This is a genomic window from Tolypothrix campylonemoides VB511288_2 (genome assembly GCF_045999855.1).
GTDB lineage: Bacteria > Cyanobacteriota > Cyanobacteriia > Cyanobacteriales > Nostocaceae > Scytonema > Scytonema bouteillei_A.
On the sequence record NZ_JBFPMW010000006.1, the window covers coordinates 107,496 to 131,873 of the forward strand.

At 42.3% G+C, this 24,378-nt stretch carries 18 protein-coding genes and 1 pseudogene; 8 read left to right on the forward strand and 11 right to left on the reverse strand.

Annotation, left to right across the window (positions count from 1 at the left end; all coding sequences use genetic code 11):
• Positions 1-10: 10 nt before the first annotated feature.
• Positions 11-1,609, forward strand: a complete 1,599-nt coding sequence (locus AB0756_RS19605) for a flavin monoamine oxidase family protein (protein WP_038073434.1) — start codon at positions 11-13, stop codon at positions 1,607-1,609.
• 844 nt (positions 1,610-2,453) lie between these two features.
• Here the strand turns inward: AB0756_RS19605 and ftsH3 are convergent.
• The 3 genes from ftsH3 to AB0756_RS19620 all read right to left on the reverse strand — a co-directional run bounded on the left by ftsH3 (position 2,454) and on the right by AB0756_RS19620 (position 6,062).
• Complete coding sequence (ftsH3, locus tag AB0756_RS19610) at positions 2,454-4,298, reverse strand: ATP-dependent zinc metalloprotease FtsH3 (protein WP_038073243.1); 1,845 nt, start codon at positions 4,296-4,298, stop codon at positions 2,454-2,456.
• An 82-nt stretch (positions 4,299-4,380) separates the two neighbouring features.
• Positions 4,381-5,205, reverse strand: coding sequence for an aminotransferase class IV (locus AB0756_RS19615; RefSeq protein WP_038073247.1), 825 nt, complete (start codon positions 5,203-5,205; stop codon positions 4,381-4,383).
• Between the two features lie 68 nt (positions 5,206-5,273).
• Positions 5,274-6,062: a hypothetical protein gene (locus AB0756_RS19620; RefSeq protein ID WP_038080406.1), complete on the reverse strand. Its 789-nt coding sequence runs from the start codon at positions 6,060-6,062 to the stop codon at positions 5,274-5,276.
• Positions 6,063-6,421: 359 nt separating this feature from the next.
• Between AB0756_RS19620 and AB0756_RS19625 the strand changes: the two genes are divergently transcribed.
• Positions 6,422-7,720 carry a hypothetical protein gene (locus tag AB0756_RS19625; protein ID WP_038080409.1) on the forward strand — a complete coding sequence of 433 codons (1,299 nt, stop codon included), beginning with the start codon at positions 6,422-6,424 and terminating at the stop codon, positions 7,718-7,720.
• Between the two features lie 127 nt (positions 7,721-7,847).
• On the opposite strand, the gene AB0756_RS19630 is transcribed toward AB0756_RS19625, so the two are convergent.
• Together AB0756_RS19630 and AB0756_RS19635 are read right to left on the reverse strand one after the other, a co-directional pair.
• Entirely contained in the window at positions 7,848-8,249 is a 402-nt protein-coding gene (locus tag AB0756_RS19630) for an HNH endonuclease (RefSeq protein ID WP_038080411.1), read from the reverse strand.
• Positions 8,246-8,608 (reverse strand): hypothetical protein, encoded by a 363-nt coding sequence (locus AB0756_RS19635; protein ID WP_038080413.1) that lies wholly within the window; start codon positions 8,606-8,608, stop codon positions 8,246-8,248. The genes AB0756_RS19630 and AB0756_RS19635 overlap by 4 nt, the downstream gene beginning before the upstream one ends.
• A gap of 263 nt (positions 8,609-8,871) precedes the next feature.
• Between AB0756_RS19635 and AB0756_RS19640 the strand changes: the two genes are divergently transcribed.
• From AB0756_RS19640 to AB0756_RS19660, 5 genes and pseudogenes are all read left to right on the forward strand, one after another.
• Positions 8,872-9,450 carry a hypothetical protein gene (locus tag AB0756_RS19640; protein WP_038080415.1) on the forward strand — a complete coding sequence of 193 codons (579 nt, stop codon included), beginning with the start codon at positions 8,872-8,874 and terminating at the stop codon, positions 9,448-9,450.
• A gap of 113 nt (positions 9,451-9,563) precedes the next feature.
• The gene (locus AB0756_RS19645; RefSeq protein ID WP_237266000.1) at positions 9,564-9,941 is read left to right on the forward strand and encodes a hypothetical protein; all 378 of its coding nucleotides are present in this window, start codon (positions 9,564-9,566) and stop codon (positions 9,939-9,941) included.
• A gap of 422 nt (positions 9,942-10,363) precedes the next feature.
• Positions 10,364-14,353, forward strand: coding sequence for a Pls/PosA family non-ribosomal peptide synthetase (locus AB0756_RS19650; RefSeq protein WP_038080421.1), 3,990 nt, complete (start codon positions 10,364-10,366; stop codon positions 14,351-14,353).
• Between the two features lie 52 nt (positions 14,354-14,405).
• Positions 14,406-15,197: pseudogene (locus AB0756_RS19655) on the forward strand (M55 family metallopeptidase).
• 158 nt (positions 15,198-15,355) lie between these two features.
• Positions 15,356-16,255, forward strand: a complete 900-nt coding sequence (locus AB0756_RS19660) for an undecaprenyl-diphosphate phosphatase (protein WP_038080423.1) — start codon at positions 15,356-15,358, stop codon at positions 16,253-16,255.
• A gap of 59 nt (positions 16,256-16,314) precedes the next feature.
• Here AB0756_RS19660 and AB0756_RS19665 read toward each other — a convergent pair whose 3' ends face one another.
• Positions 16,315-17,529, reverse strand: a complete 1,215-nt coding sequence (locus AB0756_RS19665; protein ID WP_038080425.1) for an acetate kinase — start codon at positions 17,527-17,529, stop codon at positions 16,315-16,317.
• Positions 17,530-17,747: 218 nt separating this feature from the next.
• Between AB0756_RS19665 and AB0756_RS19670 the strand changes: the two genes are divergently transcribed.
• The gene (locus tag AB0756_RS19670; RefSeq protein WP_038080426.1) at positions 17,748-18,242 is read left to right on the forward strand and encodes a hypothetical protein; all 495 of its coding nucleotides are present in this window, start codon (positions 17,748-17,750) and stop codon (positions 18,240-18,242) included.
• A 273-nt stretch (positions 18,243-18,515) separates the two neighbouring features.
• Here AB0756_RS19670 and AB0756_RS19675 read toward each other — a convergent pair whose 3' ends face one another.
• The 5 genes from AB0756_RS19675 to gap form a co-directional block, all read right to left on the reverse strand.
• On the reverse strand, positions 18,516-19,700 hold the full coding sequence (locus AB0756_RS19675; RefSeq protein ID WP_038080428.1) for a transaldolase: 1,185 nt from the start codon (positions 19,698-19,700) through the stop codon (positions 18,516-18,518).
• 732 nt (positions 19,701-20,432) lie between these two features.
• Positions 20,433-20,744 carry a type II toxin-antitoxin system RelE family toxin gene (locus AB0756_RS19680; RefSeq protein WP_202048679.1) on the reverse strand — a complete coding sequence of 104 codons (312 nt, stop codon included), beginning with the start codon at positions 20,742-20,744 and terminating at the stop codon, positions 20,433-20,435.
• A complete protein-coding gene (locus AB0756_RS19685; protein WP_038080430.1) occupies positions 20,745-21,008 on the reverse strand; it encodes a type II toxin-antitoxin system Phd/YefM family antitoxin in 264 nt (87 codons plus the stop codon). It abuts the gene before it with no gap.
• Positions 21,009-21,502: 494 nt separating this feature from the next.
• Positions 21,503-22,936: a pyruvate kinase gene (pyk, locus tag AB0756_RS19690; RefSeq protein ID WP_038080449.1), complete on the reverse strand. Its 1,434-nt coding sequence runs from the start codon at positions 22,934-22,936 to the stop codon at positions 21,503-21,505.
• A 362-nt stretch (positions 22,937-23,298) separates the two neighbouring features.
• Complete coding sequence (gene gap, locus AB0756_RS19695; RefSeq protein ID WP_038080451.1) at positions 23,299-24,345, reverse strand: type I glyceraldehyde-3-phosphate dehydrogenase; 1,047 nt, start codon at positions 24,343-24,345, stop codon at positions 23,299-23,301.
• Positions 24,346-24,378: the final 33 nt, after the last annotated feature.

Sequence of the window (24,378 nt, forward strand, 5' to 3'; positions counted from 1 at the left end):
GGCATACCCAATGTCAAGATCGGCGTTGATGGCATCATTGCGGCGAGCTTATAAAATCACCAGGGCATCGCTAAAAACAGGGATTCGAGCAGATGAAATAGCTGATATTGTCCGCGACAAGATGACTCGCCGCCGTCTCATATATGGCGGTTTGGGATTGGCAAGTGCTATGAGTGCAATGATGTGGGATGGAGAACGAAGTTCTGCTGCATTTGCCAAACTTCCTAAAGTTTTAGTCGTAGGTGCGGGAATTGCTGGGCTTGTTGCGGCTTACCGCCTTTCTCAAGCTGGAGTCCCTGTAGATATTATTGAAGCTAGAAATCGTGTTGGCGGACGCATACATACGCTGCATAATGTTGCCGATCTTTCTATACCTGTAGATTTGGGGGGAGAATTTATTGACACTCATCACACAAGTTTACGCAATTTGGCAAAGGAATTAGGTCTGGAGATTGTTGATTTGTATGCTATAGATAGCAATTTGACAGAAGGAATATCGTATTATGATGGAAGTCTAATTTCAGAAAAAGAAATACAACAGTGGTTACCGCCATTGGTACAAAAAATAGAACGAGATTTGGCAGCTTTTGGGAAAACGCCTGTAAATTACCGTACAAAGAATCAATTGGCTATTCAATTAGATAATATCTCTATCACTCAATATTTAGAGGAAGCCAAAACTCATCCAATTCTTAAAGCCATAATTGAAAAAGCTTACACAAGTTTATACGGTCAGGAAACCGAAATTCAATCTAGTTTAAATATGTTGTTATTTATTGGTACGGATGCTAACAGCTTCGATCCAATTGAAGAAAGTGATGAACGGTATCAGATCGTTGGTGGAAACGATCGCATCATTCTTTCTTTATCACAATTCCTCAAAAATTCTATTGAACTAGAGACAGAATTAGAAGCGATCGCTACTCAAAGTGATGGTAGATATCGGGTGAGTTTGCGCTCTGGAAACCGCTCTGTTGAAAGAATTTATGAGCGAGTTTTGTTGGCACTACCATTTAGTACTTTGCGTAATGTCTCGTTAAATGTAGATTTGCCAGACTTGAAAAAGAAAGCGATCTTAGAATTAGGTTATGGTAACAATGCCAAATTAATTACTGCTTATCAAGAACGGATTTGGCGCACGCGGTACAAATCAACTGGATTTGTCTCTACTGACTTAAACTTTCAAACAATCTGGGAGTCATCTCATTATCATAAGGGTTCAAGTGGTTTACTCACCAATTTTACTGGCGGTCAAAAGAGTTTACCATTAGGGCTAAATTCACCGGAAATTCAAGCTCAAAAACTTCTCTCCCAATTGGAAAATATTTTTCCAGGAATTGGTAGTATGTATCGGGGTCAGCCTGTTTGTGCTTATTGGCGTCGGGAACCGTATACGAGAGGCTCTTATGCTTGTTACCTTGTGGGACAATGGACAACAATTGCAGGAGTTGAACAACAACGGGTGGGGAATTTATTTTTTGCTGGCGAACACTGCTCCCAATTGTTTCAAGGTTATATGGAAGGTGGTTGTAGAACGGGAGAAATGTCAGCTGCGGATATTCTGCGTTCTATGGGTTTGAAAAAGAGAGTTTCTGTAACAGAACATTGAATGAAGCCTTTGTATGAGCATTAATACACCGATTGCGTATTTACAGTCATATCATGTTCGGTTGAACACTTGTAATTACCCGAACTTGATATCAATCATCTATCTACACACGAATCTTGTAGCAAAATAAATCCCCCAAACTTTAGCTTGAGGGAAATTTAACATGATGCATAAGACTAAGTTTAAGTGTTGCAGCCTATACAAATATTAGCTTCCTACCTTTGGCAGAGAAAATTAGTCATTTTGATTGAGTTGCACGGGGGTACAGTTGGGAGCATCCCTAAGAGTGCCAATTGCCTTCAGACTTCCTGAACCAATTGATTTTTAGGATTGCTCTCTCATCACTTTTTCTTCCTCATCTCTCCGCGTCCCCGCGTCCCCTGGTCTCCGCGTCGCACTTCGAGCGTGCCATTCGGGGTAACCCCCCTTCGGGTATCTCAGGAGCGGAGACGCTACGCGTTGCGAAGCTATGCCCGCAACGGCTTACGCCAGTCCCCAGGGCGTGGGAAACCCACCTACAGGACTGGTCTCACAGTCGCCAGGGCGCGGGAAACCCGCGCCACTTCTCTCAACGGGGGGAACCCCCGCACGAGAGTGGCTTGCCTGCAGCACTGGACTCACCGCCTGTAGGGCTGGTCTCACTATTAGCCATTAGCCATTAGCCATTAGCTATTAGCCATTAGCTATTAGCCATTAGCAATCCAAATTTTTTACAAATGATTTAGGATTGCTATAACAAATTATAAAAAAATCAGGATAATTCAAAAATTACCCTGATTCGCATCGATTAAGAAGTAAAAACTAAGATTTATTTAAATCTTAAATCTTAAATTTTTACTTATAACTATGCAAAAGTTGCAGTTTTAACGTCATTGCTAGCAAGTACGTCTTGCAACTCTTCCGCGTCTACAGTTTCTTTTTCAACTAGCATTTCTGCAAGTTTGTCAAGAATGTGGCGGTTGTTTTCCAAAACTTCTTTAGCGCGTCGGTAAGCTGTTTCTACTAACTGGCGAACTTCTTCATCAATAGCAGCTGCAGTTTCTTCTGAAAAGTCGCGCTCTGACATGATGTCCCGACCGAGGAACATATTGCCTTGCTGGCGTCCGAGAGCAACTGGTCCAAGACGATCGCTCATCCCAAAGCGTGTTACCATTTGGCGGGCAACACGTGCAACTTGTTGCAGGTCGTTAGAAGCACCAGTGGTCACTTCTTCTTCACCAAAGATTAATTCTTCAGCAATGCGACCACCCAAAGCAACTGCCATCTGATTTTCCAGATAAGCACGGCTGTACAAACCAGTATCCATCCGGTCTTCACTGGGGGTGAACCAAGTTAAACCACCTGCACGTCCGCGAGGAATGATGCTAATCTTCTGCACTGGATCGTAATCTGGCATCAAAGCACCAACGAGGGCGTGACCTGCTTCATGATACGCAACTAATGTTTTGCGCTTTTCGCTCATGACGCGATCTTTCTTCTCTGGACCAGCCAATACGCGATCGATGGCATCATTAATTTCATCCATCGAAATTTCACTTAAATTTCGACGTGCTGCTAGGATTGCAGCTTCATTCAACAGGTTGGAAAGGTCTGCACCAGTAAATCCTGGGGTACGACGGGCAATTCTTTCCAAGTCCACATCTTTTGACAGGGTTTTGCCACGGGCGTGAACTTTGAGAATTTCAACTCGTCCGGCGTAGTCTGGGCGATCCACGACGACTTGACGGTCAAAACGACCGGGACGCAGTAATGCAGCATCCAATACATCGGGACGGTTGGTAGCAGCAATAATGATGATACCAGTGTTGCCTTCAAATCCGTCCATCTCAGTTAGTAACTGGTTGAGGGTTTGTTCCCGCTCATCGTTACCACCACCTAAACCTGCACCTCTCTGACGACCTACGGCGTCAATTTCATCGATGAAGACGATACAAGGAGCATTGGCTTTTGCTTGCTCAAATAAGTCGCGGACTCGGGACGCACCTACACCCACGAACATTTCGACGAACTCAGAACCAGAGATGGAGAAGAATGGTACACCAGCCTCGCCTGCTACAGCACGTGCGAGCAAGGTTTTACCAGTTCCAGGAGGACCAACTAGCAACACGCCTTTGGGAATTTTGGCTCCAACAGCAGTGAAGCGATCGGCATTTTTCAAAAAGTCTACAACTTCGTTTAGTTCTAGCTTTGCTTGGTCGATACCAGCAACATCGTTAAATGTTACTTGGGTTTGTGGTTCCATTTGCACTCTGGCTCTGGACTTACCAAAGTTCATGGCTTGGCTACCAGGTCCATTCTGAGCGCGACGCAACAAGAAAAATAAACCAACCAAAAGCAATACAGGGAAAAATAAGCTACTGAGTGCCTTAAACCAAAATCCTTCGTCGGTTTGAGGCAAAACAGTGATATCTACTTTGTATTGAGTCAGAGTATTGATCAGGTCAGGGTCATTGACTAAGGTGACTAGCTTCTTGTTCGTGTCATTTTTGGTCATGACAAGAGCTGTAGACCGATCTGCGCTCAAACTAACTTTTTCTACATTACCATTTTGAACTTCTTGAATAAATTGGCTGTACCGCCATGTTTCTCTGCTTTGTGGTTGTTTGTCAAAAAATGCTGTCCCAAGGGCTATGACAACAATAAATAGCAGCGCGTACAGCCCCGCATTTCTCCATCGTTTATTATTCACCGAGGCAAATCCTCCTAATTGTCTTCTTGTGCGATCGCGTCTCTGTAAAGAGATGAGATTTTAAGAAATATATTAACTTATCTTAAGTTATACCAAATTTTACTCCTATAGTGCTAATAAAAAACATCCGCAGTTGTTGAAAACATGGATGGTGCGGATTATATTCTAGCTTTCCTAAAGGCGAGCTAACGGTATGTACCGGGACGGTTTCCACTACACTGTTGCTGTAGGCAAGCGCTTCAAACTTCCTGACTAGGTTCGGCGTCCAAGGTTCCTCTCTCACCACCAGCCCCTCTTGGCGAAGCCATTTGACCAGTTCTCCTCTCATAATTCCCGGTAAAATCTCCCCTGTTGCAGGTGGCGTCCACCAACTTCCATCCAACCAACCCCAGAGATTTCCCGTACTTGTTTCCAACCAATTGCCTTGGACATCCACTAATATCGCTTCTTGTGCATTTGACTGTTGAGCGATAGATTTTGCCAACCATGCACCTAAATAATTCCCGTTTTTGCGATCCGGAAGACAGCGAGAAAATTCTGGTTTTGCAAGAACTGCCAGTATACCATGACTTTGCTTTTCTATCAATCCTTCTGGGAGATCTCTACCAATTATCCATTCTCTCCCATCGGGAAAGACCGTAATTCTCAAAACGGGAAAGTGAGCGGCGAGCGATAAAGCACCTTGACGCAACCTTTCTTCACTTGGCAGTTGCCAACCAAAAGATTCCAGACTCGACTTTAAGCGATCGCAATGCGCCCGCCAGTGAGTTAACCTGCTCTCAAGAGAGCGATCGTAAACTCGTAATGTTGTAAAAACCGTTGCTCCATAGAGTAACCCCGGCTCGTCAATTGCTAACTCTATAGTTGGAGACTCGATTAACTGACCGTTATACCAGTAAATTTTCATGAATTATAAATTTATTATGTATTCATAATTCATAATTCATAATTCATAATTCATAATTCATAATTCCTTCAATCTTTTTTAGGAAGTTTAATTTTGTGAGTACCATCAGGATTTTCAGTAACGTCACCACCTAAAGCTTTAATTTCAAGAATAGCTCGCTGACGAGTTTTTTTATCCACTTGATTGTTTAATACCATCACCCAAGTTGCTATCCTCGCATATGTACTATCGGGATTGCGCTCTAAAAACTCCGCAGTCTTCTTTGAGATTGCTCTAGCGTGTTGGCTTTCTTCATCGGAATGATAACTTGCCCAGTCCGCTGACTTTTCAAATGATTGTCGTGCTTTTAAAGCTTGCCCTAAAAACAACAACTCATCAATACCTTTATACCGCCAAACATAATAAGACTTTGTAGGAGCAAAAGGAGATAGAGATTTTAACCCTTTCTCCATTAACTTAATAGAAAATTCCGGCATGGCGGCATACATAGAAGTACTGGTAGAAAGCCCCAAATAAGCATTTATAAATCGAGGATCGCGTGCTAATATGATTTCAAAGTATTCCGGGCTTAAATTATAACCTGTCTTTGAACGAACTTCATCGTCCCCAAAATATTGGAGAAACCAGAGATAGGCAAAATTGGCTATGACATTATCATAGCCAAAACTAGGTATTTTCTTAATTAAGTTTAGACGAGTTCTTTCTAAATCAAGTTCTCTCTGTAAAGTTTTGACTGACACTGTTTTGTTGGTATGAAGCAATTTTTGCATGCGTGGTATTTGGAGCGAACTTACTCCTAACAAGCACAAACAAGTGGCAAAAAAGAGAATGAAATTTCGACCGGGTAGAAGAAACATTTTAGTTAACTGACAATAATAGGGTGGCACTATAGGTAAATAGTTCCCCGAAATCGTCCTAAAATAACAGTAATGTAAAAATCGCACCCACTGCGCGTTCTCACTATAGGAGCAACGGGGGGCGCGATCGCTTTTGCCTGGTGTTTGTCGCTCCCTGGGAAGATTGTAGCGATGGGCGGTATTGGCAATGATAGAGGCTGATTCCTGATGTAGCGTTATTTTATATTTTTAAGTGATGGTATTGCTCTTAATTTGCTGTTGGGTTTTATCATAAAGCAGAACAATTGCAGATCTAGCACAGCATTGACAAATTACCAATAGGGCGTCAATAATTCGTAAATTGATATCTCTGTTTGTTTATGAATTCTACAAAAAAGGTTTTTTCCTATTCCTTGCTATCTTTGTTACTATTTAACAATATTTTAACTTTTCATCAAAAAGCTATTGGTTCTCAATCTATTACAGATAAACCTAATTTAGAAAAAAGCTTGCTTGAGGAACAAAACCGAATTGCTCAAGGTCAAAAGAGAATATGCCTTCGGAGTTTCTGTATTGATAAAAGTTCTTTCACAGAGACTTTTTTAGCAAAACAAATACGAGTGCTTGTTGAGCAAAATGCCCCAGTTACGGCGAATAGCAATAACCTTTATCCTTTGGTATCCTCACTACCGGGTGGTTCGTTTCGTCCTAACATCCTTGATTTAGAAGGTGCTTCTCCCAAGCAAATTTTGCCTGCTGGTGATTATGTGATTCCAGTAAAGGTTTATTCTTTACAAAGAGTCGCAAGCAGCCCTAACGGACATCGTTATTTATTGGGGAGATATGGCGGTAGCCGCAAGGAAGTTCTTGCCGCACTAAACCGATCTGCGGCGAGTTCCGATGTTTCTCAAAAGGACTTGCAAAACCTTTCTTGGGCGGTACAAGCTGGAGCATCATATAAAGATATGCCTGCTGAAATGCAAGCTTTGGTAAATAAATTGATTCCTCAATATCGTTCTGCTTTAAAACCGGGTTGGTGGGAAGAGATCGAACAGTTATGGAATCAAAGTTCTCAAGCATTGCACTTGCATTCCTTGCAAGAGTTTCTTACAAGGAACCTTGGGGACACGGGGCGTAGCTTATTTGCCATGAAACAGGTACGCGATCGTCTTGTAGCAAAGGGAGGGAATTGGCGCAATCTAGCCGATCTTTTTTTGATTAATGATGGGACAGCAGGAGCGGGGAATGTTTTAGAGACTCCATGGAGTCAGGTTGGTGAGGGAGTCTATGCCCGTTTTGTCACGGAAGGTAATGCAAATGACACTGGTTTGCTGCAGTTGCGTATTATGGATGGCAAAGTTGCCCAGAAAGGGATGACTAATGGAAATAAAGGGATACCACTGCTACCAATTATTGCCCGTGCCATGACAGTTTATGAACTCTACCAGATAATTACCACATTGGTTGCATTGCCTGAAGGAAATAAAAATATTCAGCCATTGACGATGTCGCCAGATCTGTTTTCAGTGACAAAAGATCTTGTAGAGATTGGGATAAAATTTTGCGAGCGTAGAAGCGCACCGAGAGGAAGATTGTTAAAGGCAATGAATATTTTATGTAGTATTGCCGGGGAAACACCTCGCATTACAAAATTAAAAGTCAAAGAATTTCATCATTAAGCGTGAAATTTTCGTAGGTTGGGTTGAGGAACGAAACCCAACATATCGAGAAATGTTTTCTTGCAGTTAAAAAGTAGGGAACTGTTGCCAGAAAGCTTACAAAGCTTGTATTGAGATTTGTAGAGACTTATGGAAACAAACCTAAACGAATCCACAGTTGTCGTGCGGTAACCTGTGGTTGGCTGTTCATCTCTAAACTATTAACACTAGTTCTCCCAATTGCAGTTATTCCCACAATCATTCCAGATGTTGCATCCACTTGAAAATGGTCATCCCATTGGTCTTGCCTGGGATGAAAGAGACGAACTTCGGTATTTGAGTCAGGGTCAACTCCGCTTGTACGATTACTTTTATGGAGATTGCAGGAACGACAAGCAAGCGCTAAATTTTCCTCAGAATCAGTACCTTGCTTACTCAGTGGTATGATATGCTCGACTTCAAAAGGCAAGTTGAAGACAAGTTCTGGGGCATGGCAATATTCGCAGCGATGACCAGCTCGTTTAGAAACTAATGTATACTTTGGGTTCATTGGCTTTGCTGTTGTAGTAATGAAGCTGTTCTGGCTGTTGCTGCTTTGAGTTCTGCCTCAACAAGATTATCTAGCTCTTGTTGTAGTTGGTGTGAAAGCTCTAGTCCTTCATCGCGTGCAGTTCTCCACATATCCATGAGTTCGGATAAACGCTTTTGTTGCTCAATACCGAAGAACTGGTCAGGATGAAAACTTTGAAGCAGTAGTAAGGCACTAAATTCATTTTCACCCAATTGAGCGGTTAAAGCATCCAATGCCTGTCCCGCAGTTTTACCAATCGAGTACTTATCACCTGCAACAGCACGGTAGGACTTTTGACCACTGGCATCATATATGGGTAAAATGGCTACTGTCGTCATATTCTGCTTCAAAATTGCTTGTTTACTAATTATAGTATTTTGCTAAATTTTGAGATAAATTTAGGCGTAGAAACCAAACTTTTACATTGACAGTGACTTGGCATTTTAACTGGCTTTCAAGGCTGCAACTCAAGCCCAAGATTCTGGGGAAAAACTTTTCATTGCTTGAATTTGCAAAATCGCAGACTAGATATTTTTGTCCAGTATACAAGTTCTGCTGAAGATTTATTAGAATTTGCCGGAACTTAAGAAGTTCAATAGTTTTGATAGTTTTAGATTTTACCCAACTGAAAACAGAAGCTTCAGAGAAAGTTAAAAAAGAAGTTCAAAAAATTATTAAATTACGTGGTGTAGAAACTTTATACGAGTTGATTAATAAAGTCGATCGGCGACGTGAAGGTGATATGAGTACAGAGCAAGTAAAGCAATTTGTCGCTGCTGAATTTGGTATTGGTGAAGCTAGCGAGCGCGAGCGCGTGTTTGAAACTTCTGCCCGACGAGCTTTTACCTCTGCAAACTTTTTAATGGAATTACAGCGAAATCCTGATGTTCTCATTACCCATATGAAGACAGTCAATGCTTTGGCTCAGGAAGTTTTTGCTATGGACTGGGAAGAGGAACTTGAAGAAACAACTACAGAAGATTTACAACGAAAAGCAGAGAGATTATGGAAAAAATCAGGATTCGATCTCTTTTTAAAGAGATCGATTTCAGCATTGATGGAGAAAGCAGCGCCTCGTTGTATCAAATCTGCACTCAATATTGCTCATAGTTATCTTACGGAATTAAGTAACGATGTTCAACTTCGTAACAGTGCAGAAAGACCAGAAAAAACAAACTGAATAAAAAGATAAATTGGTTAAAGAACTAAGGAATTTTATTATAGAATCTGATGATAACATCAGTAAGATAAATACCTATCTAAAATTTACAGATAGTTTAATGATATAGAATTATGAGCAATATTTCTTCTTTTCACGAATTGAGCGATCGATTACAACTTTCGTCTACTCACCCTTCTAATCATTGTCTTCAAAACTTGCAACTTCGATTTCCTGTAGTTGGAGACAAAGCCTTAATTGACCTTATCAATGGTATTCAAGTTAGCAAGGATATTATCCGCTATCGCAAAAATCGCGGTTGGATTGGTCAATTATTTGATAAGCTTGATGGTAGCGATCGCATTACCGAACTGAAACAGCGTGGTTATGAAGATGCCAAACGCTGCTTAATGCCAATTATCAAAACTTTTAAAACTGTTCAAGACCAGCGCGACTCTCATAATTCATTGGTTAATTCTACACAGCATCTGCTGAACGACCCACCCCTTTAAAAAAACCCCACTTCTATCTTTATGCGAGTCAGGAAGCTGCATCAATAGTTGGTGGGACTGTGACTAGTGGTTCACCGCACTGATTTTGATTGGCTGTCACTTCGTTCCCAGGCTCCGCCTCCAGTGGTGCGCTCTACAGAGCCTCACCGACTGCGTTCCTAGGTTCTACCCAAGTATGCAAATTTTTCTTCCCGATCCCCTAAACTTTAACGTTTATTTTTTCATTTCACCATTTTAGCAATCTTTCTAAGTTCTTTACAATTACTTCCTATCTTAAAAAACGACGTATTTGTAGGACGAAAAACTACTAAACATAGGTACTTTATGCTTATGAAGAATTCACTGGATAATTTTCAGGAGAATTTTAACTCGCATTCGGCATTAGTAAATAAGGCTTCTAAACTCAAGAAATTTTTTGTTAAATGAAAATTACACATAGATATCCAAAGACACATTACTACTCCAGCACAGTAAATTCAATCAATCTTCAATTTGATGAGGTAGGTATACCACCACAACGTTTGCACTACTTTTTTGAAAGACGATGTGATGCACAACCTGATGCGATCGCTCTAATCTGCGATAAAGAGCATTTGAGCTATGCCGAACTGGACACACAGGCGAATAAATTGGCTAACTACTTTTTGCGCCAAGGTCTCGGTTCTGGTAACAGAATAGGTATCTTATTGGAACGTTCAATTAACACCTATGTAACACTGCTAGCGATACTTAAGTGCGGTGCTGCCTTTGTACCTCTCGATCCATCCTTTCCCCAAGACCGAATAGGCTTCATTGCTGAGAACGCATCCCTAGATTTGTTAGTAACCAGCACTGCTTTCAGCAGTATCAGCACGTGTACGAGCTGTAAGGTGTTAGTTCTTGACACTGTAGTTGCTGCGATTGCAATTCAGCCAGCAACGCGTATTGCAATTCCAGACACAGCCGACGAACTTTGTTACATTATCTATACTTCAGGCTCTACTGGTCGCCCCAAAGGTGTTGCAGTCAATCATTCCAATATCTGTAATTTTCTCACGGTCTGCACGCCGATCTATGGTGTTTGCGCTCGGGATCGCGTCTACCAAGGTATGATAATCGCCTTTGATTTCTCTATTGAGGAAATTTGGCCTACCTTTATCGTTGGTGCAACGCTAGTGGCAGGTCCAACCAACCATCAACGCCTTGGCTCTGAGCTTACCGATTTTCTGATTGAGCAGGCGATAACGGTGATGTACTGTGTCCCTACACTATTGGCTACTATCGATCGCGATGTACCTTTATTGCGGACTTTAATAGTAGGTGGTGAAGCCTGCCCTCAATATCTGGTACAGCGGTGGAGCCGAGAGAGTCGGCGCATACTTAACACTTACGGTCCGACTGAGACAACAGTCACTGCACTCTGGACGGAATTACTTCCCAATCGAGCCGTGACAATTGGCAGACCCCTACCCACATATAGCGTCTATATTCTGGACGAGGAATTGCATCCAGTCCCTGTAGGGGAAGCGGGGGAAATCTGCATTGGCGGTATTGGGGTTGCCCAAGGTTACGTTAACTTGCCAGAACAAACCTCTGCCAAGTTTATCTGCGATCCATATGAGCAAAACCGTCCCCAAGCGAAATTATATCGGACGGGCGATCTCGGACGAGTCACACTGGACGGTGAGATTGAATATTTAGGACGTATTGATACTCAAGTTAAGATTAGAGGCTACCGCATTGAATTGACAGAAATTGAGACAGTGTTGCTGGAAACTCCAGAAGTTGAAAATGCCATTGTTTCTTTGGTGTCTATTAACGCGACTGTTCAGGAATTGGTCGCCTACATTACACTACGCGTTCCTGTTACCGATTCTCAAGAATTAAAAAAATGTTTGCATACAGCGTTGTGCCAGCGCTTACCTAATTATATGGTGCCAGCGTTCATCGAAATTTTAGACGCAATACCAACGCTACCCAACGGGAAGGCAGATCGCTCGAAGTTGCCTGCTCCAACCCAGAGAATGCAAAGCCATCATCGTACCGAGTCTCATGCACTGCCCTCCTTATCAAAAGAGGAATCGGCGATCGCCAAAATTTGGCAAAACCTCTTTCCCTACACCAAAATTTCTGTAGACGATGACTTCTTCCTCGATCTGGGAGGGCATTCACTTTTGGCTGCCAATCTAGTGTCTCAATTGCGAGAACAACGTGAATTTGCTCACGTCTCCATGCTCAATGTCTACCAATGCCCTACCATTGCTAAATTAGCTGCCCAGTTAAAGGAACAACCCGCATCCACAAAAGTTCCAGCGAATTCCTGCTTCCATCGCCTGAGCCACAGACGCTACCTAAAGTGCGTAACTCTTCAAGCGTTGGGACTGATAGTGATTCTATTTTGCTTTGCCTTACAGTGGTTGTTACCTTACTTAACCTACAGTTGGATGCAGGAGAATGGTGCCAGCAATCTTGAGTCCGCTTTAGTGTCCGTCGTCGCTTTAGCAGCAATAATTCCTTTAATGCTTGGGTTTTCTATTGCTATGAAATGGATGCTTGTAGGTCGAGTCAAGCCAGGAAAGTATCTGCTCTGGGGCAATTTTTATTTACGCTGGTGGTTTGTCAAAAACTTACTATCGATTACACCATTGCATTTTTTGAGTGGTACCCCCTTACTCAATATCTACTACCGACTGCTGGGTGCTAAAATAGGCACCAATGTTTACCTGAGTTCGGTCAATATTGATGTTCCTGACTTGGTGAGCATCAGTGCAGATAGTACTATTGGCTACGATGCAGGATTGTTAAATGCTACGGTGGAAGAGGGTTGGCTGAAAATCGGTTCTATTAAAATTGGCAATAGTTGCTTTGTTGGTGCCAGTTCTGTAGTCAGCGCAAACACTGTTATCGAAGACAATGCCAGTCTGGAAGATTTATCAATGTTGCCTCCACAGCACCGGATTCCAGCCGGGGAGGTTTTTGCCGGTTCTCCAGCTGCTAAAGTTGGAGTCAATTCAAGCAAAGCGATGACCCGTCCCCCTCGGCTGCGACGAATTTATTTTGGTACTCTCCAAGCAATTCTGTTGCTGACCCTGCCTATTTTGGAACTCACACCGATTCTTCCTGGAGTCGAATATATGTACACCATTAGTGATGAGCGACATTGGCTGCTGTTTTCTCCCTTGATTGCCTTATCGTTTATCATTTTGATGGCACTGCAAATTGCTGCACTTAAGTGGTTAATTGCCGGACGTGTCAAACCCGGTTCCTGTCGCCTAGACAGTCATCGTTACCTAAAACTGTGGTATGTAGATAAGCTGATGGCATTAAGCCTCGATATTATTCGCCCGCTTTACGCGACGTTGTACCTGCTGCCTTGGTATTGCTTGTTGGGAGCAAAGTTAGGATGGCAGGCAGAAATCTCTACACCATCGTCTTTGGTTCCCGATTTAGTCAATATTGGCAGCGAAAGCTTTATCGCAGATGGTGTGGTTATGGGTGTACCAAGAGTTGAGCGGGGACAGATGTATTTGCAATCAATACAGATTGGCAAACGTGCCTTCATTGGTAACAGCGCTCTACTTCCCGCAGGTTCGATTATTGGTGATGACACCCTCATTGGCTGTATGTCTGTTCCTCCCGCAGATCGAACCTTAGTTGCTCAACCCAATACCTCCTGGTTCGGTTCTCCAGCCATTAACCTACCACAACGGCAGATTGTCCGGAATTTTTCACTAGAATCAACCTACAAACCGACGTTCAGTAAAGTACTGCAACGCTTGGGTTTTGAGACAGTGCGAGTGTTGTTCTCTCTTACCTGTATTGTCGCCCTTAGCTCAGTTTTAATTGATACAATGATCGATTTGAACGATGATTGGAATGAATGGATATTGATACTCATGTTGCCATTCCTATATCTTGGTTTTGGACTAGCAGCCACAGGAATTACAATCATCGCTAAATGGTCGATCGTCGGTAGGTATCGACCAACAGAACGCCCCTTGTGGTCTAACTTCGTGTTTCGCTCGGAACTGGTTACCTGTATCCATGAAACTTTAGCGGTTCCTTTACTGGTAAATATGTTGCAAGGCACTCCCTTCATTAACTGGTATTTTCGCTTAATGGGAAGCAAAATTGGTAAACGGGTTTACATGGATTCTACAGATATTACTGAATTTGATACGATTTGGGTTGGCAATGATGTAGCACTGAATAGTGATTGTGGCTTACAAACCCATCTGTTTGAAGATCGCGTGATGAAGATATCGACTGTGACAATTGGCGATCGCTGTTCGGTAGGTAGTAGTGCAATTGTTCTCTACGATACTGTGATGGAACCAGATTCCAACTTGGGCAATTTATCCATGCTGATGAAAGGTGAATCTTTGCCTGCTTTCTCCTCTTGGGTTGGTTCTCCTGCTCAAGCTTATGAGTAAAAGAGATTGTGTGGCACGATGATGCTAGCTAGACGGCCATTTCTCATATCCTATGAAAGTTTATATTAGCGCAGATATTGAAGGAATTAGTGGAATCAGCCACTGGGATGAAGCGACTCAGGGTCAACAAAACTAAGATATCTTTCAAGAGCAAATGACTCGTGAAGTCATCGCAGCCTGCGAGGGAGCAATAGCAGCTGGTGCAACTGAAATTATCGTGAAAGATGCTCATGATACAGCCAGAAATCTTGACCCCTATCGATTGCCTTATCCAGCACAACTTATCAGAGGATGGAGCGGACATCCTTACAGCATGGTTCAAGAATTAAATAGCAGTTTTACTGCTTTAGTTTTAATTGGCTATCATTCACGGTCTGGATATGGTAGTAATCCCCTCGCACATACTTTAAGCGAGGAATTAAACCAGATTCTGCTCAATGGTCAAGCGATCGCTGAGTTTCATTTAGTAGCGATGACTGCTGCTTATGAAAAAGTTCCTGTCGTATTTGTGTCTGGAGATTCTGGTCTATGTCAAGATGTAAAAGTTTATGACAAAAACATCGAAACAGTTATTACCAAAAAGGGAATTGGTGAGTCAGTATGGGGCATTCATCCAGAAGAAGTTGTTAGGCAAATTCAAGCAGGTGTAAAAAGTGCATTGCAATATCAAATTCCGGTCAAACCTTTACCCGATTGTTTTCAGCTTGAAGTCGAATACAAGCATCCACCAGATGCTTACGAAAATTCCTTTTATCCAGGAGCAAAACTACATGGAGAACAATCGGTTCTCTTTGAAACACATGATTGGTTCGAGGTAATACGCGCACTTTCCTTTATTGTCTGAGGGATGTCCAAGAAATAAATTATTCATCTTATGGTACGGGCGTCCTCGCCCGTCACTTACAATTGTCTCTCTAGAAGCCTCCACCACAAAAGAAAGTGGAATATTTTTTCTCTGGAAGTCCTTAATATCGTTTCTATTTAAACTATCTCCACAATGCCATGCTTTCTTTATTATTATCAACTGCTGCTTGTCCGAGCGACATCGATTTAGGTTTCGTAGAGTTAGGTTGGTTTAAGGTAATTGTTTTGGGAATCGTACAAGGGATTACCGAATTATTACCAATAAGTAGCACAGCTCATTTACGGATTATCCCCGCTTTGTTGGGATGGAAAGACCCTGGAAGTGCTTTTAGTGCAGCCATGCAGTTAGCAAGTATTGCGGCTGTAATTAGTTATTTTTGGTACGACCTCAAGAAAATGACGGGTGCAACGGTAAGAGCGATTTCAGAACAAAACTATCTAGATCGATACTTTCGCCTTGCAGTTGGAGTATTAGTTGGCACAATCCCTATTTGTATCTCAGGTCTTTTGCTGAAAAAAACTCTTAATGCTTGTAACTCTCCTTTTCGCACTTTAGCTGTAGTTGGATTAGCATCAATTGTTATGTCATTGTTACTGGCAATCGCGGAAAAAATCGGCAATCGCGATCGTGATTTTAATCAGTTATCATGGAAAGATGGCATTTGGGTTGGAATTAGTCAAGCTTTAGCTTTAATTCCAGGAGTCTCCCGTTCTGGTTCTACCTTAACGAGTGGATTATTCTTAGGAATGGAGCGAGAAACTGCTGCTAGATTTTCATTTTTACTTGGGTTACCAGCCGTTGTATTAGCCGGAGCATTAGAATTACATACCCTCTTTAAAGCTGGACTCAATCTTAATGGTTGGATAACTTTAATAATTGGGCTAATTACAGCTAGTCTTTCTGCCTTTGCTGCAATTTATGGTCTACTTCGTTATTTAGAGAAGCACAGCACTTGGGTGTTTGTTTGGTATCGCTTCGTTATGGGAATATTTTTGCTTATTGGAATAACTGCTGGCTTTTTGAGCGATCGAGTATAAATTGTGCGAGCGGGGACGCCCGCACCACAAGATGTTATTGTTACCCCTTGCAAAGTTTGCTACTTTACCAACCGCCAACATTCGCGAGCAATTTCCCAATCTTCCTCTGTATGAATCACCAAAACTCTCACTGCTGAATCTGGAGTAGAAATATCAGTATCCACAGGCTTGTGCTTGTTCTTTTCTTTATCTATTTTTAAACCCAAAAATCCAAACGCTTCACAAGTGACTTCCCTGAGTACAGCATCATTTTCCCCAACACCCGCAGTAAATATCAATGCATCCAAACCCCCCAAGCTAGCAAGCATTGCACCAATGTACGATCGCAATCGATGGACATACACATCAAAAGCAAGTTGAGCGCGGGAGTTCCCTTGAGAAATTTCTTGGCGAATCTGTCGCATATCACCAGACACACCAGAAATCCCACGCAAACCAGAAGCTTTATTCAAAACATTATCTAACTTATCAGCAGAATAGTCAGATTGCCGTAAAAGATGAATGATGATCCCCGGATCGACTGCTCCAGAACGGCTACCCATCATCAATCCATCTAAGGGCGTGAAGCCCATTGTCGTGTCTATACTGCGACCATCTTTTACTGCTGCTAACGAGCAACCGTTCCCTAAATGACAGGTAATCAACCGCAACCCCGCTAAATCCCGACCCAGGATGCGAGCCGCACGCTGAGTGCAATACTGATGACTGATACCATGAAACCCATAACGACGAATCCCTTGTTCTACCCATTCATAGGGACCGGGATAGATTGCAGCTGCATCAGGTATTTGAGCGTGAAATGCAGTATCAAAAACTGCGACTTGGGTAATGCCTCCCAAATTTTGCTCGATGGCTTCTATGCCTTCTAAATTGACTGGATTGTGTGCTGGAGCTAGGGTTGCCAGACGAGCGATCGCGCCTTTTACATCCTCAGTAATCACCACACTTTCACGGTAATCTTCTCCACCATGTACCACTCGATGTCCCACCACCTTAATGTCTGAAGGCCGATCGATCACCTGAGTAGAGCCGCTGTACAGCGTATCGAGCATACGAGCAACAACCTCAGAGCGGGAGTTTGAGGGAATTTCTTCTTCTAGTGTTGCTCCCGTTGCTGTCTTAACCTCAATTTCTGCAAATCCTTGATGGTGAGTCCAATCCACTTTTGCTTCCCAGAGTGGTTTGAGAGGCTCTTGAGGAAAGGTATCACCAGCAATGTCGTACAAACAACTCTTTTGGCTGCTAGATCCGGCGTTCAGTACCAGTATTTTCATAATCAGCAAATCCTCATTGTTACACAGAGGTATGTCGGTAAAATTATGAAATTATTGTGCTTGACCAACACTTATCTATCGTACAATGCCTTATTAGTGTTTCAATGCATACTAGTATTATGATTGTAACAAGGTATAAAATGTGGTTTTCAAAGTTAAATTAAATCCCGGTACTGATAATTTGTCATATGAAATAGTAGGGTCATAGAAGCAAGAAAATGGAAGAAGAAAATATTACTGTCACGGAAGCTATAGAGTTATTATTCGGCTCTGCGTCATTACAGCAAGCAATTCAAGCTGAGGACGAAGCAGATTGTGACGTCAGTGCGGGATTAGATTGGGATAATCAAGCATATCTTGCTTTTATCCAAAATCCAGCTTTATTAGGAAGGCTGACTGAATTACGTGTTTCCCTCAACTGCGAAATTCAACGACTGCTAGCCGAACGAAATTTAGGAGTAGGGGAAAATGCTGCTGTTGAAGTTGCGCGTTTGCGTTTGTTATCTCGTTTGCGATTACCTGAACAGACCGTAATTCCCATACTAAAAACAACATTAATGTGCGATGATTTATATAAAGAAGAGTTTATTAATGATACCCAAGTCTTACGTAATTTATTAAGTGTATTGCTACTTGATAGTGATTGGGAAGATATTGCTACAGCAGCCGGAAATGCTGTCCGAGACCAAGTAATGCTTTTAATTATTGCGTAGAATTATTGGTATCTCTCCGATTTCTTAAAAAGTCGAGGTTCCTATTTCTTGGCGGCAATAGTTTTGGTTCTTCAGTACTTGTTAGTTTAGCATAACAAGTACTGAAGAGCCAAAAAATTTGAAAAAACAATGAAATGCACGATGGGCAAATTGTGGCAACCGCACTAGTTTTGGCAAGCAAAGGTGAAGATATACAATTTTGAGGGCAGGAGACAGAATGCTCTTGCTTGTCTGCCTCCTAGCCTCTGCCTTTGTTTCTAAACCAATCGTTTCTTATTTTGCTACCTCTGCCATTTGAATGACTGCTCCCAAACCAGCACCCATTTCTTCTGGTGTAATTTTGCCATCTTTATTTACGTCTAAGGCATCGAATACAGCATCGGTACCCATCCATTCTTCACGGGTGATAAAGCCATCACCATCTAGATCGTACACGTGGAAAATATCTTGGGTTGCATGGCTGAGGGTTGATTTTCCATCCAAACGAGCCAGTCTTTCTGCTAGGAGTGTTTCCAAAGTTTCTAGTGCTTTGGTGAAACCCTTGATCCCTTCATCTAGCTTGTCGTTTGCCATGCGATCTTCCGCATGCATCTTGTCGAAGGTCGCTTTGTCCATCGGAATTTTTTCAATATCCGATGTTGCTGCTTTGCTCGGTTCAAGTTTGCGAGGTAAGTCTCCTATCGTCGCTTTTAACTCACCTAATAGCGCTGGAGAAATGGTTAGCAAGTCAGAGCCAGCAAGTTCTATAATTTCCCCAATGTTGCGGAAACTAGCGCCCATGACTTCTGTTTTGTAACCAAATTTTTTGTAGTAGTTGTAAATTTTGGTAACAGATAAGACTCCTGGGTCTTCAGTAGAAGGGTAACTATCGCGTCCGGTTTCTTTTTTGTACCAGTCGAGAATGCGACCCACAAACGGGGAAATCAAAGTAACACCCGCTTCCGCACAAGCGATCGCTTGATGAAGACCAAACAGCAAAGTCAAGTTACAATGTATACCTTCTTTTTCTAGAATTTCCGCAGCGCGAATTCCTTCCCAGGTAGCAGCAATTTTAATCAGGACGCGATCGCGAGAAATTCCAGCTGCTTGATACTGAGCAATTAAATCCCTTGCTTTGGCAACAGTCGCTTCTGTATCGTAGGAAAGGCGTGCATCAACTTCTGTAGACACCCGACCCGGAATAATTTGTAAAATTTTCAAGCCAAAGGACACTGCCAAACGGTCAAATGCTAAAGCAGCTACATCCTTTTGACTTGCTCCCCGTCCTGCATCTTTTTGGGCTTGGAGTAGAGTCTCGTCTACGATTTCCCGATACTCTGGCATTTGTGCTGCAGCAGTAATTAGGGAAGGGTTTGTGGTAGCGTCTTGTGGCTTAAACTTTTCAATTGCTTGGATATCCCCTGTGTCAGCAACGACAACCGTAAACTCTCTTAACTGCTCCAGTAAGTTTTTAGACATATATCCTCCTATTAGGTTTGCGATCGCTTCGGCGCAAGCCGTACCCGGCTATCGCCCTTGGCGCGAGCCGTACACGGCTTATTGCACAAAAACAACGTTACTCGTCTTAACAGTACCTATCCACCTCTTACCATCTTAGATTGCACTGAGAACAGGTGACATCGTTCTCAATCTCTATCAAACTTGTTGGCAATTGGAACTTCATCTCAAATCTATAAACTTCCGCAATAGCTTGAATTAACTTAAGATACAAACCTCAAAAATTAGATAGTTCTTAGTCAATGGTCAATAGTATTGTTTGGAAATCCCCATTTTGTTTGTTTTTTTTAAGATTTTGTTGCTCGTAACTGCTTACCGCAAATAGAAAAGACAAGCCGGCGAGCCCAAATACTGTAAGGTAGAGCACAATATCTGTCATCAATAGCCCAGTTTGGAATTATCCCGGAATCTGATTTGGTTTTTGAACTACGTGTAGGGAAACCACCCTCCTACGAGTCTTTATGAGCGTTGAGAGGAGCCGCCTTAGGCATTCTTAGCCCTGCTAAGGTGGTTAATGTCATTCCAATTCTGATAATATAACCTTTGGTACTCTCTCTACGTATGTAATTATTTAACGTAGTACTTCCAAGAGTACATAGAGGGAAGAGGAGAGAAATCAAAAGCTCCTGGGAACTCCAGTCAAAGATAGGTGTGAAATCAGGAGTAAAATTAAAGGGGTGTGAAATAATCTCTTTATTCTTCGTCTAACTCATTTTCTAAAATAGCATAAATATCCTGTCTCTCACCTTCCCGACGCATTCCAACACCTACAATTACAACAATAATTCTATTTCGATCGACACGATAAACAATACGATAGCGTTGACCAACTGCCCTTACACTACGATAGCCTTGAAACTGACCTGTAAGAGCTTTACCCTGTTTTTCTGGTTCTATTTTCAGTTTTTCAATTTTTTGACGGAGTGCTTTTTGTTCTCTTTGGTCTTTAACCTTTTTCAGTAATTCAATAGCTAAAGGAATAAACTCAATTTCATATTCCATCATTTACCATTCTAATTCTTTCATGGCTTCTGCCCAACTTACCCTTTGACCTTCTCGGTCTTCTTGAATTCCAGCTATTAATTGTTCTTTAAATTCTGGATCGGATAAAATTTCCATAGTTTCTAACATAGAAATATATTGCTCATAGCTAATAGCTACCATAACTGGCAAACCTTGATTAGTAACTATTACAGGTTCATTACCTAACTGTTCGGGTAATTGAAGAAGTTCATTTCTTGAGTCAGTAATGCTAATTGATTTAGACATCTTACATTATTTTTTTAATACTAAAATTCAGTTTAACATTAAAATTGCCTTTAGCGCTCTAAATACATAAAGACGGGAGCATCCCAAAGAGTGCCAATTGCCTTCAGAATTCTATTCTGAAGCTATACAAACCAAGTCCGCATCGGCGGAGTTCATATTTAAGTCCCATTAGGTGGTGAGTCCAGAGAAAGTAGGCGGGTTTCCCACGCCCTGGGAACTGGCGTATAGCTCTGGCGGGTATAGCCCAAAGGCATCGCGAAGCGTGTCGCGATAGCGACGAGAGCGTCTGCCTTGCACATAGCGTCTCCGCTCCTGAGATACAAGGGAGGGACTTCGTTTGTGTAGCGGCGATTTCTAATCGCGGTCAACGAACCAATTGTTCTTCTACATTTTTGACTTTCTTTAATCAGCGACTGGGGACTGGAGATTGGTAACTGGGAAATCAATCGCCAATCCTTTTTTCATCCGTTATGCTGTACGCAAATGATAGCTGCTTAAGCTGAAATAGGCTGTCCTATGGTATGCACTTTCACTAAGCTTGTAGTTCCTGACTTACCAATGGGTACGCCTGAGGTAATGACGACTCTATCCCCTTGTTGAATCAGCTCCGTCTCTAAAAGAGTTTTTTCCACATTTATCAACATCTCTTCGGCGGTATAAACGGATTGGATGAGTAAAGGTTCTATACCCCAAGAAAGTGCTAGCTGACGGTAAGGGGTGTCGCAAGGGGTCAGAGCAAGAATTGGAGTTGTTGGACGGTATTTAGAAATGAGCCTTGCTGTATTGCCACTTGAAGAGTGACAAACAATTGCTTTAGCACCTGTTTCATAGGCGATGCGACAAACGGCTTCGGCTAAAGATTCAGTAACACTCAAACTTCCCGCATCGTAATTCCATAAGGCTTGACGTGCTCCTTCTTTGAGAGAATTTTCCGTTCTTACAGCAACACTGTGCATCATTTTGACGGCTGCTACCGGGTATTGTCCTACAGCAGTTTCTCCTGACAGCATGACTGCATCAGTCCCATCTAAAATTGAGTTGGCAACATCGGTGACTTCTGCACGGGTGGGATCGGGGGCGCTAATCATCGATTCCAACATTTGTGTGGCGGTAATGACGGGTTTACCCGCACGGTTACATCGGAGAATAATATCTTTTTGAATTAGGGGTACTTGCTCGATGGGCATTTCTACTCCGAGATCGCCACGAGCTACCATAATTCCGTCAGCGACTTCTATAATTTCATCAATATTCTCTACTGCTTCTCGTCTTTCAATTTTGGCAATGATGCGAATATTTGCATTTGCTCCTTCAATCATCCTTTGTGCTGGTTCTAAGTCTTGGGGCGATCGCACAAAGGATACTGCCACTAAATCTACACCTAATTGAATCCCAAAACGCAAATCGCTTAAGTCTTTTTCTGTAATGGAGGTTACAGGTAAACGCGTTTCTGGTAAGTTTACGCCTTTGTTACTGGATATCAAACCGCCAATGATGACCTGTGCTCGAATCCGATCCGCATCGCGATCGCAAACAATCACTTTGATGCGACCATCATTAATGAGAATTGGTTCGCCGCGTCGAACCATTGCAAACAGAGTTGGCAATGGTAGGGGGATTTCGTCAGCACTTTTGCCTTCTTTTTGCAGCACAAAAGTTACTTCTTGACCCGCCTCTACAGTAATCCCTTCTTGTGGTAAAACTCCCAAACGAATTTTGGGACCGCACAAATCTTGCATGAGAGCAAGAGGCTTCTGTGTTGCACTACTAATTTGCCTGAGATATTTGATGGTTTGACCGTGAAAGGCGTGTTCTCCATGAGAGAAGTTTAGTCTTGCCACATTCATACCTGCATCCACCAAAGATTGGAGTCTTTCTGGTGTAGATGTAGCAGGTCCGACAGTACAAATAATTTTGGTTCTTCGCATAATAAAGTATTTTTGAATTCCAGCCATAAAAATTCTCTGTTGTCCTCATCCCCTATTTTTTTAGGGGAGAAACCTTTCTTGAAGACCTCTGTTCAAGAGAAAATATAAGGTTGAGAGAAATCAACTTCAGTACTGACTAAATTAATGCAAATTTTTGACATTAAATCAATCAAGTAATATTACTCTTGCCAAAAATATTATTCTATGTATCCTCATCTTTAATAACCGCCTACATTGTAGGTTCAATTTCAGGTTTCCGAACTTGTTTTATACAGCTAAGTATGTAAATATTTGTAAAATTCATAGAATTGCAAACAGCTATCAGTTATCCAGCAAGGGTGATAACTGATAGCTGTGGCTTGTTAAACTGCTACAGCAGTCCGTTCTAACAAACCTTCTTTTTGTGCCATAGCCAACATCAAGTCAATGACACGATTTGAGTAACCCCACTCGTTGTCGTACCAAGCAACAACCTTAAAGAAATTAGAGTTCAATTCGATCCCAGCACCAGCATCAAAAATACTGGAATGGGAATCGCCCTGAAAATCTGTAGAAACCACTTCGTCTTCCGTGTAGCCTAAAATTCCTTTTAGAGCGCCTTCAGAAGCCTCTTTCATAGCAGCACAGATTTCTTTGTAACTGGTAGCTGATAAAGTTTTGAATGTCAAATCAACAACAGAGACATCGGGAGTAGGAACTCGGAATGCCATACCGGTTAACTTGCCTTTCAATTCTGGTAAAACCAGTGCGACTGCTTTTGCTGCACCTGTAGAAGAAGGAATGATGTTCTGAGCAGCACCTCGTCCTCCCCTCCAGTCCTTTTTACTCGGACCGTCTACGGTGGGCTGGGTCGCAGTCATAGCATGAACTGTCGTCATTAACCCTTCGGTTAATCCAAATTTGTCATTCAGTACTTTAGCAACGGGGGCTAAACAGTTCGTAGTACAACTAGCATTGGAGACAACAGTATCTTTTGCTGGATCGAATAGGTGATGGTTTACACCTACTAATAGGGTAGGAACTTTCTCCGGATCTTTAGTGGGAGCAGAGATTATAACTCTCTTGGCTCCTGCTTGCAGGTGGTTTGCAGCACCTTCAAAGGTAGTAAATAAACCCGTAGATTCCACAACATAATCTGCACCTAATTTACCCCAAGGTAACTCTGCAGGGTTACGAACCGACACGCAAGGAATGAAACGTCCATTGACAACAATGCCATCTTCCTTTGCCTCGACCTGACCCTTATAACTACCGTGAGTTGAATCGTACTTCAACAGGTATGCCAAGTTATCTGGTGGTACGAGGTCGTTTATGCCAACAAACTCAATGTTGGGGTTATCGATACCAGCACGAAACACAAGTCGCCCAATACGACCAAATCCATTGATGCCAACTTTCAGCTTACTCAAGATGAAACCTCCTGTTTCGGGATTGGGATTGGG